Raw genomic sequence first — 14689 nt, forward strand, 5'->3', positions numbered from 1 at the left:
CTCGATTCACGCATCCGCCTGCTGTCTCGCACGCTCCATCTGCAGACCCGAGATAGACGCTGCGACCGGTCCGGTTGCGGCGCTGTCGATAAGGATCGTGAGATGAAGCTACGCCAGGTCTCGGCGCTGCCGGCATTGCTTGCGGCAACGGCCGCTATGGTCCCGCTGCAGGCGCAAACTGTATCCGTCGCCGCGCCGCCGTCTCCAGCCGAGCGCAGGCCATTGCCTCCGCCCAGTGCCGCCGACACGGCACTGACCTGCGCCGAACTCGGAACCGAGATCAATGGTCTCTACGCGTCGCTGAGCGGGCAGGCGCAGGCGCTCAGCGACACGATGGACGGCGTCATTCAGCTTCACAAGGACAATGCGGCAGACGTCGCGGCGACGGCAAGAGCCGCAGAGGCCCGCGCCGCGCTCTCGGGGCTGACCGACCTCGCCAACGTCATCCCGGGCGCCGGCATGGTCGCTGGCGTCACCGCCTCCGCGGCACTCTCGGCGGCGACCGGTCCGTTGAGCACCTCCGGCAAGATCGCGGAGCAGCAGGCCGCGCTGCGGTCTTTGGAGGAGAGGATGAAACAGGTCAAGGCGCACGCGTCCAGGGCTCTCCCGGACGCGGCACGCCTCGAGCAATTGCTGGCGCTGAGCGTAGCCAGGCATTGCTGAGGCCCCGCCGGGTTCAGGGCACCACGAACGTCGTGGTGCTGATCCGGTGGAGGACGGCAACGGATCCGCCGGGCAGCTGGGCGCCGCCTTCCTCCTTCTGCGTCGCGGAGAGCAGATAGCGGCCCTGTTCACGGGTCGGCACGTCGACCTCTCCGCGCGCGTCGGTGACGAGCGTCTTCGACCATTTGTCCGGCGTGATGACGACGATCTTCGCAGCGGGAACCGGCTTGCCGTCGCGGATCAGCACGAAACGGGTGCCGTTTGCGCGTACGGGGGTGATCTCCAGCGGAAGCAACGCCTTGGGATCGCTGCGGCCGGCGCGCGCGTGATAGACGACACCCTCTTTCCGGGCGTCGGGTCCCCATGGCACGAACACGGTGTCGTCGGTGGCGCGAACGTCGCCGGCCGCGACCTCCACTTCGAGGTAGCCGGCCTTGCGGACCGGGGCGGCGCCGGCCGGGGAGAGCAGGCGCGGTGCCTTCAGTTTCTCGAATTCGGGATCGCCACCATCAGGCAGAGGCTCGGCAGGTTCGCCGAGATAGATGCGCGCCGGCCCGTCGCCGTCGCGCTCGATCCAGATTTCATGCGCTTCGGCCGTACCCGACAGCGCGAGCAGCACGGCCGCAAGTGTCTTCTTCATCGATCTTGCTCCTGAATGGACGAGGGAAGATTGCGGTCAACGATGCCCACGTCGCGGATCCTGCCGGCGACCGGGAACCAGGTTGAGGAACAGGAAAACGATCGCGGCACCGAGCATCGTCGCGCCCGTCCACAGGATCGGTCCGACGATGCCGCCGGCGACCGCCCAGGCGAGGGGCAAGGCACCGACAAGAGCCCCCCAGCCAGCGGCGCGCATCCGCTTCTTGCGCCTCGCCGTCGGGAATCGTCCGAGCCAGCGTTGGTGATGACCCTCGCTCGCGAGCCCGAACAGAGCGAAGCCGAGAATACAGAGCAGAAGGACGAGGATGGTCATTCGGCGGGCTCCAGGATCGGCGTCGCCGGCGCAGGGACGACCCGCCTGGCGCGGCTTTTCCGCAGTTCGGGACGAAAGCGCGCGACCCGAACCGCGATCGTTCCGGCGAAGAGCCCGAAGGCCGCGAGGGCGAGGTCGATTGCGGCGAGCATCCAATCGCCCGCGGCCAGCCAGGCGGGCAGGCCACGCTCCGTGGCCGCAACATTGTAGACCGGGATCGCGGCAAGCAGCGCGCCGGTGATGCCGAACAGAGCCGGCCATGCCGCCTTGGGGCGACAGGCGAGGGCGACGAGACCGGCAGCGGCCCAGGCGATGAAGAGCGCATGCACCTCCCACTCCGCACGGCCCCGCATTCCCGCCGGCAGCAGGCGGTTCGCCCACAACAGGCAGGCAATGCCGAGTGGAAAGCCGGCGATCACCGCAACGTTGAGCCGCTCGACGACTCGGAAGCCGAAATAGGGCCTTGCCGGATCGGGCAGCTTCTCCCGGCGCTTCACGGTCCACAGCACCAGGCCGCTCGCGACCATGGCGCTGCCCGCAACGCCGCACAGGAAATAGATCCAGCGCAGGCCGTCGTCGGCGAAGCGGCCGGCATGGAGGCCGATCATCGCACCCGCGGTCACCGCCGCCCCGCCCGGCGCGGGCGATCGCCACACCAGGCGGCCGGAGACGCCATCATAGGTAAGTCGCGGCGTCCGCGACGACAGCATCGAAGCGGAGCTTTGGCTCACCGTGATCCGCGCCGCGGCGTCGCCGGGATCGCTGACTTCGATGAATCCGGCGGGGGCGCCGAAGCGGCGCTGGGCGTCCTGCACCACGATGCGAAGATCGGCGAGCGGTGCTGCCCGGCCGGTCCGCTCGACCGCCTGCGCCTGCGGGAACAGGGCGTCGAAGATCCTTGCTTCGTCACTGTAATTGGCGACCACCGCCCAGGGCATCAGCATCGCCATTAAAGTGACCAGACCCGTGTAGGTGATCATCAGGTGGAACGGGAGCGCGAGAACCGCGGTGGCATTGTGCCCGTCGAGCCACGACCTCTGGCCCTTTGACCGGCGCAACGTGAAGAAGTCCCGGAAGATCTTCTTGTGAGTGACGAGGCCGCTGAGGATCGCAACCAGCATCATCATCGTCGCGAAGCCGACCAGCCATCGCGCCCAGATCACCGGCATGTAGTGAAGATCGAAGTGGAAGCGGTAGAAGAACTCGCCGCCGCGGGTCTCGCGAGCATGCGCCGGAGCGCCGTCCGCGCCGATCAGCGCCTGGTTGTCACGGCGGCCGCCGCGTCGCCGCGGCTCGCCCTTCTTGACCTGCGGTTGCCAGAACAGCTGTGCGCCCGGTGTCCGTGCACTGGGCATCGTGATGAACCAGCTCTTCGCGTCGGGCGCCTTCGACTGCAGAAAGCGCTGTGCGCCGGCGAGGACCTGCATCGGCTGCTCGACCCGGGCGAGTTCCGGCCGCATCCAGCGGTTCATGCCTTCGCGCCAGAAGGCGATCGTGCCGGCGACGAACACCAGGAACAGGATCCAGCCGAGCAGCAGCCCCGACCAGGTGTGGAGGAACGCCTGTGATTGGCGGAAGCCTCTGGTGTTGGTGTCCATGGTGTTCATGGCCGCCCACTCATCGCGATCGACGTCCAGGCGATCGTGCCGGCGGCTCCGCCGGCCAAAGCGAGCGTCCAGAAGGCCCGCCAGCCGCTGCGGGCGGCAAAGGCCCACATCGCGGCGACTGCGCAGATGACGAACGCGATCAGCGAGGCTACGATCGTGGCCTCGCTCCGTGCGCCGGGTAGCAGCCGGGCAATGGCCATCGCCCAAAGGCTGGCCACTGCATAACCGAGCGGTATCGCCGAGACCACGCGCAGGGCCATGTCGCCGCGGCGACGCCAGGCGCTCGCCTCGAAAGTGCCGGCCCTGCTCACGGGAAAGCGACCCTGACGGTCGCGAACACGGAGCGTGGGCTTCCGTAATAATTGCCCCGCCCTGTCGACGAGATCCGCGAATAATATGTGCGGTCGAGCAGATTGTTGACGTTGACCGATACGGACAGCTGCTCGCTGATCTTGTAGCCGGCGCGCAGGTCGAGGACCGCGTAGCTTCCCTGTCGAACAATCGACGAACGCGTGCGCAGGCTGCCATCGGCGTTGAACGCCGCGGGGTTGCCGCCGTGGGTCGCGCTGAACCAGGTGAGGCTCCCGCCAAGGCTGGCGCCCTTGAACGGCCCATCCGCCGGCGCGTAATTGGTGAACATCTTGACCATGTGCTTGGGGATCACCGGCACGAACGAGATGCCTTCGAACTGCGCGTTGGTGTCCTCCAGATATTTGTTGCGATTGTAGGTGTAGCCGCCGTTGACGCGCCAGCCCGGCAGGATCTCGCCATTGGCTTCGACCTCGATGCCGCGCGAGCGCACCTTGCCGATCTGGAGCACGACTCCGGGCAGATCGGGATCGCTGAACAGGCGGTTCGATTGAGTGATCTGATAGGCTGCGGCCGATAGTAGAAGGCGGTCGCTGAACAGGGCAAGCTTGCTCCCGGCTTCATATTGCGATCCGATCAGAGGCTGGATGTCGCTGCCGTCTGCCCGCGGCAGTGACGAGCTTTGGGGGGTGAAGCTGTCCGCATAGCTCGCGTAGACATTGAGCGCGTCGGTGATGTCCCAGACGAGCCCAACATACGGCGTGAAGCGTTCCTCGATGCTGTAGCCGGTCTGCGGCAGCAATCGGGGCAGCAATGTCGTGCTGTTCGTGTCCCACCAGGTGACGCGTCCGCCGCCGACCAGGGTAAGGCCCTGCACTGGCGACAGGCGCATCTGCCCATAGAGTCCGTATTGCTCGATCTCGGTCTCGGTGCCGCCATAGACCTGGGTGACCGGCCCGGCCGGTCCCTGGAACGGCGGCAACGGGCCGTAGGGATCGAGCGGCGGCTCTGTCGGGGAGACCGGATCGTAGACGTCGATCCGGGCATAATTGGAGAGTCGCGTGAAGTAGGAAAGCGAGGAGCTTGCCTGATAATCGGCGCCGAGGATCAGCGTCTGGTCGCGTCCGAAGGCAGAGACGCTGCCGATGCCGTTCACGTCGAACGAGCGGGTCTTGAGGAAGCTGTCGCCGCGATAGGCGATGTGGCTGGTGACGCCGTTGTTCGGCGTGATCGGCTGGTTGCCGATATAGGAATAGACGTCGATGCGGTCGACGTCGGTGACGAGCCCGGTTGCCCGCAAGCTCCACCGGTCGCTGATCTGATGGGCGAGCTCCACGAAGCCGGTCCAGCTTTCCGAGCGGAAGCGATTCCAGTCGGCGCCGAGATAGGTAGAGCGGGGAATGTCGAGCAACTGGCCGTCGCTGCCGTCGAGCCCGCCGATCAGGCCGGGGAGGCCGGACTGGATTGCCGGCTTGAAGCGATCGTAGGTGGCGCCGAAGGTGAGGGTGGTGCGAGCGTCGAGGTCGATCGATCCGACGGCGAATGCACCGATCCGGTTGCGATGCGCGACATCGAAGAACTGGTCCTGGTCCTGCAGCATCGCGCCGACACGGAGCCCGGCGGCGTCCCCGATCGGGGTAGACGCATCGAGCTCGAGACGGACATTGTCGTAGCTGCCGTAACCCGCAGAGCCCTGGATTCGCAGCGTGTCCAGCGGCCGCTTGCGCACCAGGTTGATGCTGCCAGCAGGGTTGCCCGATCCGCTGAACAGGCCGGCCGGCCCGCGCAGCACTTCCAGGCGATCATAGAAGAACAGATCCGGCACCACGGCGGGGAAGCCGAAGGCGAGGGTGGGCACGCCGTCCACCAGGTAATTGTTGATCGCAAAGCCGCGCGACAGGAAGGACGGATCCTCGCTGCCGACGCCGTTCACGGTGATCCCCGCCGTGGCGGTGAGTGCGTCCTCGAGCGTGAACAGATTCTGCGCCTCGATCTGCTCGCGATCGATCACCGTCACCGTATTGGGGACGTCCTTCAGCGGAGTCAGCGTCTTGCCGACTTCCTTGCCATAGCTCTTGCCGACAATGACGATCTCGTCGGCCGCATCCGCCGCGTCGATGCCGGCATCGGCTTCAAGGCTTCCGAAAGCGTCAGCCACTTCTCGCGCCGTGCCTGCAACCTCGCCTGCAAGAGCGGGCACCGCTCCACCGACCGCCGCAGCACCCGCAAGCAGCACACTCAAACTTCGCACGTCCTTTGACCCCCGTAATGATTCGTCAGGTGCTGATAGCTGTGGCGCTCTTGCGAGTCATTAGCATTATCAATAGCAGGGCGGTTATTCTCAGCAGCGGCTCATTCGATCGTCGCGTCCTATGATGCATCCTGGGGCGAGCAGGCTTTCAAATATGCCGGGCGGACCCAGGAACCAGATCGAGTGCTCGCGAGGCTGTGGCCGCCCGCGATGCAGATCGGATCAGGCGATCGGCGGCCGCGACGACTCCGTCGGAGAGAAGGTTATCGGAGTCACTGCCGGTGTGCGGCATCCGGAAGATGTCGCCGGGCTCGTCGATGCCGCCGTGGCGCACTCGGGAGGCTGGATCTCGTGGATGGCGACTATATCGCACGTTGATCCGGTGCGTCGCGGGATCGATCGGATGCGCTGCCGTTCGCCTGATGAAGCATCGGAGTGTTGCAGGGTCGGCCGGAGGGGAAGGAGCCGGCCCTGCATCGAGAGCGACGTCAGCCCACGTCCGCGGGCTCCGGAATACACGTGCCGACATAGCGGCTCTCGATTTTGATGTCGGTGTTCTCGATCTTCTGGCCAGGTACGCCCAGGCCGAGCTTGAGATCGGCGGTCATGTGGGTGCTGAAGTCGCCGGAATAGGTGCCCTGGAGCGTCGCATTGGCATGTTCGCTCGAGCAGACCGCATCGATCGCGATGGAGTTGCCGCTGCGGCGAAGGTCGAACTTCGAGCAGGATTTGGCATCGAGCGCGCCGAATTGCTCGAGCAGATTGTCCTCCGCCCCGATGCACACGGTTTCGGGCTCCTCCCCGGGTTCGTCCGTCGACGAGGTGGATCGCCAGAGGCCTGGCCGCAGCTGCGGCAGGGCGGAAACCTTCTCGCCGGCCTTTGCCTCCGCGGTGACGGTCGGGGCCGCCCCGTTGTCGGCATGGTCGGGTCGGCCGCAGCCGGCAAGCGGCAGAGACAGCGCCGTGATGACCGTCGCCATCAGGGCGAGGCGCGTGTTCGATTGAAGCATCTTGTTACGTCCTGTTCGGTCAGCGGCGAGTGTGCAGTGGCGGCGAGATCGCCTTTTCGTGCTCGCCGGGAGCAAGGCCGATCCAGAGCAGGAAGCCGAGCGCCAGGATCATCGACAATGTGCCGACCAGAACGGCAATTCCGCCGGGGACCATCGCGGTGCCGAGGAGCGCCGGGTTGGAGATGCTCGCCGCAGTGACGATGGCAAGCAGCGCGGAGACGGTGCAGAGGCCGATGGGCAGCAGCGCGATGGCCGGTGCGCGGCCCATGTCGCGAAGGCGACGCATCGCGAGGCAGGTCCACGGGTAAAGAAGCAGGATCGAGGCGATCGATCCGACGATCGGGATGAAGCCGAGCACGATGCCCGCTACGAGCAGCACTGCCCCCGCCACCCAGAAATCTCGTCGCGAGACACTGCCGTGGGCGGAGGTATAGAGCGGGAGGAGGTCTTGCATCTGGAATGGTCCTTTGATTGTGCGTGTGCGGGGGTAAGTGTCGCGCCGCGCCTAGGCAGGCGCGGCCGAGTTCATGATGGGGGGATCGTGCCGACGGATGGCAGTCACCAGTCCGGCTCCTCCGCGGGCGGTACGACCAGGGTGGCGGTGAGGGTGCCGTCGGTGACGGTGAACGGAGCCACTAAAGTGGGTGCATCGAACAGCACGCGCAGCCGCGCAGCCGCCCCGGGCTGGATCGGCGCCATGCCGGTCGGAGCGGCGCGCGGGCCGCGGATCGAGAAGGTCTCGCGGCGGCTGACGATCGCCTGTCCGGCGGCGCTGCGACCAGCGAAAACGAGGTTGCTTCCGCCGAGATACTGAAGCGCTGCGCTGCGATTTCGGGCCGTGAAGAACAACTCGAACTTGCCTCCGGGAACCGGTGACGCCTTGTCGAGCCGAACCTCGACATTCTTGAGCGGCACGAAAGCGGCGTTGGAGACGTCGGGCGCAGGCAAAGCGGGGCTGCGCAAGGCCGGATCGCCGGGAAGATCGAAGGTGGCGGGCGGGGCGCCGTTCTGTTGCACGGAGAGACTGACGAGGTTCGATCGGACGGCTTCCGGATCCAGCACGAACCGCAATTGCTGGGTGTTGCCGGGCGCTACATTGGGCATCAGCGCGAACGGGCGGGTCGGGCCGCTGCCCGGCATCCAGATCGCGCGGGTGCTGACGGCCAGTCCGTCGGCATCGGCGATCGACACGGTCCAGTCGCCGTTCGCGAGCAATTTCGCGGCCCGCGAATCGTTGCGCAGCGTCAACGTGACGCTGACCGCGCCTTTCGCCTCGACGGCGACCCTGTCGAGCCGCGCCGAGAATTCCCGGAGACGCGCAAAACCGTCCCTCCCTGGCCGGACCGGGGCTGCGGTGCTGCCACCGGCTCCCGGCTGCGACGGTGCATTGCCGGGCGCGTTCGGTCCTTCCCCGCTGCCCGAGGGGCCCTTCGCGCCGCCGCCACCACCACTCCCAGCACCAGCACCAGCACCAGCACCAGCACCAGCACCACCACTAGCACCACCACCAGCACCGGCGCCTCCACTTCCCCCCAGGCCGCCAGTCGTCTTCGAAGGGGGACTGCTGGGAGGCGAGCCTCCCAGCGGCCCGCCGGCACTATCGTCCAAGGCGAGCTCTTCGCCGCCATCTTCCTCTTCGGAGGGAGGCGTGCCGGCGGGAACAAGTTCGTGATATTCGCGCACTGTCTGGTGGCACGTCTTGCGGCCCCCCCAACTGATCTCGAAATCGCCACAGGGGTCGATGCGCTTGCGGGTCACCAGCACCCAGCCATTTTCGGGCTTCGCGATTTCGATCTCGTCGATGTGGGTGGTCTTGCCGGGCTTGCGGGCCTTGCGGGGCTTCTCGGGGATCAGCGGTGCCAGCGAATCGCTATCCTCCGGCACGAGGGGGGCAAGGAGATCGTCGTCGGATTGCGGCGGCGCCGGCGGGACCAATGGCGCCAGCATGTCGCTGTCGCTCGACTGACCGACAGCGGGCGCAGCGACGCTCGCCGCGGCGGCGGCGGCGAGGAGGGAGGGAAGCATTTTCGAACGGGCGCGGAACATCGGGTCGCTTTCAGCCTTGTGTCGGGTCGGCCGGTCGGATGTCCGACGGGCGCGTGTCGGCACGGCGAGACAGCGTCAAAATGGCGTGAAACTCGGTCCCCTGGGCTCTTTCGCATCACTGCGTGGCCCATCACTGCGCTGGCTCAACACTGCGATGGACGATATAGGCGCCGGTCTCGCGTAGCTTTTTGGGGTGTTCGGTGGGCGCGGATTCAGGCTGGCAGTTGCGCCTGCTCGACAATTTCAGGCTGATCGGCACCGCTGGCGACGTCCCGCTGAGCGCACGCAAGGCGGTGGCTTTGCTCGCCTATCTTGCAATGCAGCAGGACAGGATGGCGCGCCGCGAGGTGCTCGCGACCTTGCTCTGGGAAAATGCCGATCCCGCTCAGGCGCGGGTCAGCCTGCGTCAGGCGCTCGCCGCGATCCGCAAGATCGAAAGTGAGGAGAGCCCGCTTCTCTCGGCCGAGGGCGATTTCATCCGGCTCGCTCCGGAAGTCGATGTCGATGCCCGCCGGTTCGAACGGCTCGCCGAGGGAGATCATGCCGCGCGAAGCGAAGCGCCGGAGCTTTATCGCACCGATTTGCTGGGCGGCTTCTCGCTGAAAGATTCCATCGGCTTCAACGAGTGGCTCGGTGTCGAGCAGGCGCGGCTGCGACAGCGCGCCGTGGGCGTGTTGCACAGCCTCGTCGAGGATGCGCTGCAGCCGGGCGGCGATCTCAACGCAGGAATCGCCTCGGCGCTGCGCCTGCTGACTCTCGATGCCTATAACGAGGCCGGCCATCGCGGGCTGATGCAACTCTATACGCGGCAGGGCAGGGCCGCGCTTGCTCTCGCCCAGTATCGCAGCCTGTCCGATCTCCTGCGCCACGAGCTTGCCGTGGCCCCGGAAGCCGAAACGTCCCGCCTGTACGAGGAGATCAAATCCGGCCGCCGGCGTCTCGTTGAAGATGCTGTCCCGCAGCCGGCGACAGACCGGCCGGACCCCGGTCGAAACGCATTGGTACCCGGTCCGGAGATCGAGCGGCTGGCGCTGCCGGGATCCGAGCCGAGTGGTCCGGCACCGCTCCCCGCTCAGCCGCAATCGCGCGGGCGTCTCAAGTCCTGGCGCCTGCCCGTCGCCGGGATCGCGGCGCTCTGTCTTGCAATCGCCGTGCTCGGCTATTTCTGGACCCGCGACGGTGGCGCGCCGCCGCGTCTTGGCCAGGTCTTCCCGATCGCCACCAGCGACGAAATCGAGGCTGCTCCGGCGCTGTCGCCGGACGGCGAGCAACTTGCCTATACGATGACGCGAAACGGCAACCGGGACATCTATCTGCTCCCGGCCTCCGGCGACGGCGCGCCAATGCGGCTGACCGACAATTCCGCTGGCGATGGGGCCGTTGCCTGGCGCCCTGACGGGCTTGCCATCGCGTTCGTCCGAACTGCGCCGTCGGGAGACAGGCCGTGTGAGATCATCCTCAAGCCGGTTCCGGTCGGCGACGAACGGGTGATCGGGCGCTGCATCACCGATTATGGCACGTCTCTGTCCTGGATGCCCGATGGCCGGTCGCTGGTGTTCCGGGACATGCCTGCGTCCGGCAAGGCGATCCGCCTCTATCGCCTCGATGTCGAAAGCGGAAAGGTGCGGCCGATCAGCAATCCGCCGCAGGCATCGATTGGCGACTTCGAACCTTCCGTGTCGCACGACGGACGCTTTGTCGTCTTCCAGCGATCGAGCTCGCTCGACACATTCGATCTGATGCTGCTCGATCTCGAAACCGGCGAAGAGCAACGGCTGTCGGCGGGACATTCGTGGAGCGCTGTTTGGGAACACGATGATCGTGGCCTGATCTATTCGGCGCGACGCAAGGGCGATTATGGCCTTTGGTGGATCGATCCGAGCCGCCCGGGCGAGCCGCATCGCCTCTCTGCAGGCGTGTCTCAATTCCGCGCTTTGTCCTATTCGGCACGCCGCAATCGCCTGGTGTTCGAGGCGATGCAGGAGCGTAATTCGCTGCTTCAGCTTCCGAAAGACGCCTCGCCCGACACCGCGCCGACTTCGTTTCCGGCCGTTCGGCCAGGCGTGTTCACGCGGTTCGTAGCCGAGGCGAACACCGGCGACGTCCTGTTCGTGTCGGGGCGGTCGGGTCACGACGAAATCTGGATCGCACCCGCCGGACAGCCGGCAAAGCAGCGAACCCGATTCACCGGGTGGCGGTTCGAAGATCTCAGCTGGTCGCCTGACGGCAGCTGGATCGCGTTCGTCGGCCTGCGCAACGGCAGCCCCGATCTTTATCTGATCCGGCGCGACGGGGGCGAGCCTGTCCGTCTCACCAACGACGCGGTCGAGGAGATCATGCCGGCCTGGTCTCCCGATGGGCAGACCTTGTACTTCGGGTCGCGGCGTGGCGGCGCCTGGCGGATCTGGCGGATGGACCCGGCGCAGCCGCGATCGGCCCACCCGGTCACGGACGCGGGGCCCTGGCGCGCGGTTCCGTCGGCAAACGGCAGGAGCCTCTATTACGTCGTCGACGGACAGCGGGGCATACGCCGCCGCGATTTCGGCGCCGATGGTCGCTTGAGCGGTCCAGAGACAATGGTCGTGCAGGATGTCCATCCGAGCGACTGGCGCAACTGGGCGGTGACGTCCGACGCGATCTTCTACGTGCGCCGGGCCGGTCCCTATTCGCCCGGATGGCTGAGGCGCTACGATCTGGCTTCGGGGGAGGATCGCGCGGTCACGGACGCGACGAACCTCGCATGGATGCAGAGCTTCGCGCTTCGACGGGATGGCGGACTGCTGCTGGCGCGGCGGGATGTGCAGATCGATATTTACGGATCCGACCTCGATTAGGGGGGCGCGCCGCCCCGCTTTCACGTCGCTTTCACGCTCGCCGGCCGGCCCGGCAAACCCTTTCGATGGCAACAGGTCCTCACGTCGCAGCAGCCGATCCGGTTTGCCGACCCAAGAAAGGACCCAGTCATGAAAACGGCATGTCTTGCCGCAGGCGCGCTGCTTCTGGTCGCGCTCGATCCCGCTGCCCATGCTGCTCCGGCCGTGCCCGGCGCCAAGCCCAACGACAAGCAGATGACGTGCGAGGACGTCGCCAGGGAGCAAGCGGAGATCAACACCGCGGTCGCCAAGCGCGCCGAGAAGAAAGCCGCCGGCAAGAAGCTCGGCAAGGGCCTGTTCGGCTTTGCCAAGACTTTTGCGGGAGCGGCCGTGCCAAGCGCGATCGGCACAATGGGCGGCACCAGCGTCGCAGGCAGCATCGCCGCACGCGCGGCCAGCCAGTCCGCCGGAGAGGCGATCTACAACGCCGGACGTGAGACCGGCTCGACCCCGGCCCAGACCGGGCCCCAGCCGACTGCGGAGCAACAGACGCGGCTCGACCGGCTTGCCAAGATCGGTGCCTATCGCCAGTGCCCGGCCGCCTGACGCGGGCATCGCGGGCGGACGTGGGAGCGGCACGCGCTGATCCCTCCGTCAGCCGTCGACGCAGGCGGATGGTCTTCCTGCTCCTGCTGGGCGTCTCGATGCCGGCACTGGCAGCGTCCGTCGGGATCGAACCGGGCCTCTACGAGCTCACCACGGTCGGTACCGACACCAGCCTTCCCTCGGTGACGCGCAGTTGCTTCCAGTCCGTGCTTGCCGAGGGCGGATTTGCCCGGCCGGATCTGTCCGGCGGCTGCCGGCTGTGGAAGGATGTGGTTGCGGGTGGCCGCATCGACATCGTCACCAGCTGTACCGGGTCAGGGGGCGTGCGGTCGACGGAGACGGTCACCGGCCACTACCGGCCCGACGGCTTCGTGCTGAGGCGACGTGTCGAAGGCCAGCTCGGCGGATCGCCACGCGAGATGGTCTTCACCACAACTGCGCGCCGGATCGGGGCGAGCTGCCCGGCCTGAGCGGACGGAGGGCGCATGGCTCGATCTCCGGCACGGCTTTGAGGCAAGTCTGGATCCGGCGCACGTCGCCGATTGCACAGGGATGGGCGCTCGGACGCGGCCATCCGCAACCGCTTCCGAGCGGACAATAGGTGGATAATCTGAACATGACGATCTCTCTCTTCGCGCCCGCGCCGGGGCGTTCCCGGTCGTGCGCGGCACGCCTCGCCGCCGGGTTGATGACGGCAGGCGCGATCCTGTCGTCCGGTGCCGTCAACGCCCAGATCGCGCCGGGTCAGCTTCCGAGCCGCGAACAGGTTCAGCCTCCGGTACCGCAGACGTCCCGTCCTCCGGCGGAGGCGCGCGTCGACGGCAGCCGGGCTTTCCGCGAGGTGCCGTGCCCCTTCGAGCAGTCGAACCAGCAGGTTGCGCTCGCTGGCGTTCGTTTCGTCGCACCGGATGGCACAACGATTGCGCCGGAATTGGCCCGGCTTCTCGCGGGGGTTCGCGCGGAGGAGGGCGCCCGTTCGGTCGTTCAGCTCTGCGACCTTCGCGATACCGCCAACCGGCTGCTTCGTGATGCCGGCTATGTCGCGTCGGTCCAGATCCTGCCGCAGGATGTCTCCAACGGCGGCGAATTGACCCTGACCGTCGTCACCGCCCGCCTGGTGCGGCTCGATGTCGAAGGCAGGACCGGCGGCCATTATGCCCGACTGATCGCCGACCGTGCGGCGCAGCTCAAGGCAATGGATCCGTTCAACGAACGCGCAGCGGAGCGCCTGTTGCTGCTGGCCGGCGATGTGCCCGGCCTCAGCGTCGAGCTGTCTCTAAGTCCGGCCGGGACCAATCCAGGAGATGTGATCGGAACATTGCGCGTTTCCTATCGCCCGATCGCGCTGATCGGGAACATCCAGAATTTCAATGGCCGGTCGGCCGGGCGCGAGACCGCTTATGGCAGGATCGAGGCTTATGGTCTCACCGGCCTCAGCGACGTCACCTACATCGGCGGCTCCACCACCCTCGACCTCGACGAACAGCAGGTCCTGCAGTTCGGACACAGTCTGGGTCTGAACCGGGATGGCGCTCGGCTGGACGGGAGCCTGACCTTCGCCTGGTCTCATCCCGATCTCGGTGGGCTGGACGTCGGATCCAGGTCGATGGTGGGAACGCTCGCGCTCTCCGCACCCCTGGAGCGGAGCCTCGGCAGGAACGCGATGGCCACCATCGGCCTCGACGTGATCGAGCAGCGAACGATCGCCACCTTCGCCGGAACCGATATTCCGCTGACCCGTGACAAGCTTCGGGTCGGCTTCGCCCGGCTCTCCGCGAACCTCGCTAAGGCGTCCCATGACGGGCATGGCTACACGGTGTCGGGTGCCATCGAGCTGCGGCAAGGTCTCGACGTCCTCGGCGCGACCGAGCGGTTCGATCCCGGCACATATGCCGGCGGGTACACGCCTTCCAACCTGCGCGGCGATCCGACCGCGACGGTCGTCCGGGCCGATCTCGACGGGCAGATCGGCCTTGGCCCGATCTTCAGCCTTGCCGCCGCCGGCAGGGTTCAGGTCGCAAGCGATCCACTGCTCAGCTTTGAGAAATTCTCGATCGGCAGCCTGACGATCGGACGCGGCTACGATCCGGGGGCGAACAGCGCGGACTCGGCCATCGGCTTGCGCGGCGAAGTCCGCGCCGCGGCGTATCGCGGCCAGCGGGCTTCCGCCGAGATCTTCGGCTTCTACGACCAAGCCTGGCTGTGGAACCTCGATCGCTTCTCGACCGAAAGCGGGCGCGGGCTGGCCTCGATCGGAGGCGGTGTCCGCGCTGCGCTGGGCGGGAAATTCCTGCTCGAGGCGATCTACGCGCATCCGCTCGATCGTGCGCTCCGCAGCGACGCCCCACGGTCCGCCGATCGGCTGCTTCTCTCGCTCACCGCCCAATTCTCGCCGCCGCTCCGCTGAGCGA

At 66.9% G+C, this 14689-nt stretch carries 13 protein-coding genes; 5 read left to right on the forward strand and 8 right to left on the reverse strand.

All coding sequences use genetic code 11. From position 1 onward, the window contains the following. Window positions 1–102: 102 nt before the first annotated feature. Complete coding sequence (locus C7I55_RS11865) at window positions 103–663, forward strand: hypothetical protein (RefSeq protein WP_106513101.1); 561 nt, start codon at window positions 103–105, stop codon at window positions 661–663. Window positions 664–676: 13 nt separating this feature from the next. On the opposite strand, the gene C7I55_RS11870 is transcribed toward C7I55_RS11865, so the two are convergent. The 8 genes from C7I55_RS11870 to C7I55_RS28130 form a co-directional block, all read right to left on the reverse strand. Further along, entirely contained in the window at window positions 677–1303 is a 627-nt protein-coding gene (locus tag C7I55_RS11870; RefSeq protein WP_106513102.1) for a DUF4198 domain-containing protein, read from the reverse strand. 36 nt (window positions 1304–1339) lie between these two features. Next, window positions 1340–1636, reverse strand: a complete 297-nt coding sequence (locus C7I55_RS11875; protein WP_106513103.1) for a DUF3325 domain-containing protein — start codon at window positions 1634–1636, stop codon at window positions 1340–1342. Further along, window positions 1633–3243, reverse strand: a complete 1611-nt coding sequence (locus C7I55_RS11880) for a PepSY-associated TM helix domain-containing protein (protein ID WP_233222168.1) — start codon at window positions 3241–3243, stop codon at window positions 1633–1635. Before C7I55_RS11880 ends, C7I55_RS11875 begins: the two co-directional genes overlap by 4 nt. Further along, the gene (locus C7I55_RS11885; RefSeq protein WP_233222169.1) at window positions 3240–3554 is read right to left on the reverse strand and encodes a hypothetical protein; all 315 of its coding nucleotides are present in this window, start codon (window positions 3552–3554) and stop codon (window positions 3240–3242) included. Before C7I55_RS11885 ends, C7I55_RS11880 begins: the two co-directional genes overlap by 4 nt. Continuing rightward, complete coding sequence (locus C7I55_RS11890) at window positions 3551–5710, reverse strand: TonB-dependent siderophore receptor (RefSeq protein ID WP_233222170.1); 2160 nt, start codon at window positions 5708–5710, stop codon at window positions 3551–3553. The genes C7I55_RS11885 and C7I55_RS11890 overlap by 4 nt, the downstream gene beginning before the upstream one ends. Window positions 5711–6291: 581 nt before the next feature. After that, window positions 6292–6813 carry a DUF3617 domain-containing protein gene (locus C7I55_RS11900; protein WP_106513106.1) on the reverse strand — a complete coding sequence of 174 codons (522 nt, stop codon included), beginning with the start codon at window positions 6811–6813 and terminating at the stop codon, window positions 6292–6294. A gap of 19 nt (window positions 6814–6832) precedes the next feature. After that, on the reverse strand, window positions 6833–7267 hold the full coding sequence (locus C7I55_RS11905; RefSeq protein ID WP_146151002.1) for a DUF805 domain-containing protein: 435 nt from the start codon (window positions 7265–7267) through the stop codon (window positions 6833–6835). 104 nt (window positions 7268–7371) lie between these two features. Then, window positions 7372–8859, reverse strand: a complete 1488-nt coding sequence (locus C7I55_RS28130) for a hypothetical protein (protein WP_158266397.1) — start codon at window positions 8857–8859, stop codon at window positions 7372–7374. A gap of 200 nt (window positions 8860–9059) precedes the next feature. Here C7I55_RS28130 and C7I55_RS11920 point away from each other — a divergent pair, with 200 nt between their 5' ends. The 4 genes from C7I55_RS11920 (at window position 9060) to C7I55_RS11935 (ending at window position 14685) form a co-directional block, all read left to right on the forward strand. Then, the gene (locus C7I55_RS11920; protein WP_146151003.1) at window positions 9060–11693 is read left to right on the forward strand and encodes a BTAD domain-containing putative transcriptional regulator; all 2634 of its coding nucleotides are present in this window, start codon (window positions 9060–9062) and stop codon (window positions 11691–11693) included. 129 nt (window positions 11694–11822) lie between these two features. Next, window positions 11823–12278 carry a hypothetical protein gene (locus tag C7I55_RS11925; RefSeq protein WP_106513111.1) on the forward strand — a complete coding sequence of 152 codons (456 nt, stop codon included), beginning with the start codon at window positions 11823–11825 and terminating at the stop codon, window positions 12276–12278. A 68-nt stretch (window positions 12279–12346) separates the two neighbouring features. After that, window positions 12347–12748: a DUF3617 domain-containing protein gene (locus tag C7I55_RS11930; protein ID WP_106513112.1), complete on the forward strand. Its 402-nt coding sequence runs from the start codon at window positions 12347–12349 to the stop codon at window positions 12746–12748. Window positions 12749–12894: 146 nt separating this feature from the next. Further along, on the forward strand, window positions 12895–14685 hold the full coding sequence (locus C7I55_RS11935; RefSeq protein ID WP_106513113.1) for a ShlB/FhaC/HecB family hemolysin secretion/activation protein: 1791 nt from the start codon (window positions 12895–12897) through the stop codon (window positions 14683–14685). The last annotated feature ends 4 nt before the right edge of the window (window positions 14686–14689 follow it).

Origin of the sequence: Allosphingosinicella deserti, assembly GCF_003012735.1 — a bacterium.
Taxonomy (GTDB): domain Bacteria; phylum Pseudomonadota; class Alphaproteobacteria; order Sphingomonadales; family Sphingomonadaceae; genus Allosphingosinicella; species Allosphingosinicella deserti.

Coding starts and splice junctions, on each gene's coding strand:
- C7I55_RS11925 (WP_106513111.1), top strand. CDS start 11,823: ATGAAAACGGCATGTCTTGCCGCAGGCGCGCTGCTTCTGGTCGCGCTC.
- C7I55_RS11865 (WP_106513101.1), top strand. CDS start 103: ATGAAGCTACGCCAGGTCTCGGCGCTGCCGGCATTGCTTGCGGCAACG.
- C7I55_RS11935 (WP_106513113.1), top strand. CDS start 12,895: ATGACGATCTCTCTCTTCGCGCCCGCGCCGGGGCGTTCCCGGTCGTGC.
- C7I55_RS11930 (WP_106513112.1), top strand. CDS start 12,347: ATGGTCTTCCTGCTCCTGCTGGGCGTCTCGATGCCGGCACTGGCAGCG.
- C7I55_RS11880 (WP_233222168.1), bottom strand. CDS start 3,243: ATGAACACCATGGACACCAACACCAGAGGCTTCCGCCAATCACAGGCG.
- C7I55_RS28130 (WP_158266397.1), bottom strand. CDS start 8,859: ATGTTCCGCGCCCGTTCGAAAATGCTTCCCTCCCTCCTCGCCGCCGCC.
- C7I55_RS11875 (WP_106513103.1), bottom strand. CDS start 1,636: ATGACCATCCTCGTCCTTCTGCTCTGTATTCTCGGCTTCGCTCTGTTC.
- C7I55_RS11870 (WP_106513102.1), bottom strand. CDS start 1,303: ATGAAGAAGACACTTGCGGCCGTGCTGCTCGCGCTGTCGGGTACGGCC.
- C7I55_RS11905 (WP_146151002.1), bottom strand. CDS start 7,267: ATGCAAGACCTCCTCCCGCTCTATACCTCCGCCCACGGCAGTGTCTCG.
- C7I55_RS11900 (WP_106513106.1), bottom strand. CDS start 6,813: ATGCTTCAATCGAACACGCGCCTCGCCCTGATGGCGACGGTCATCACG.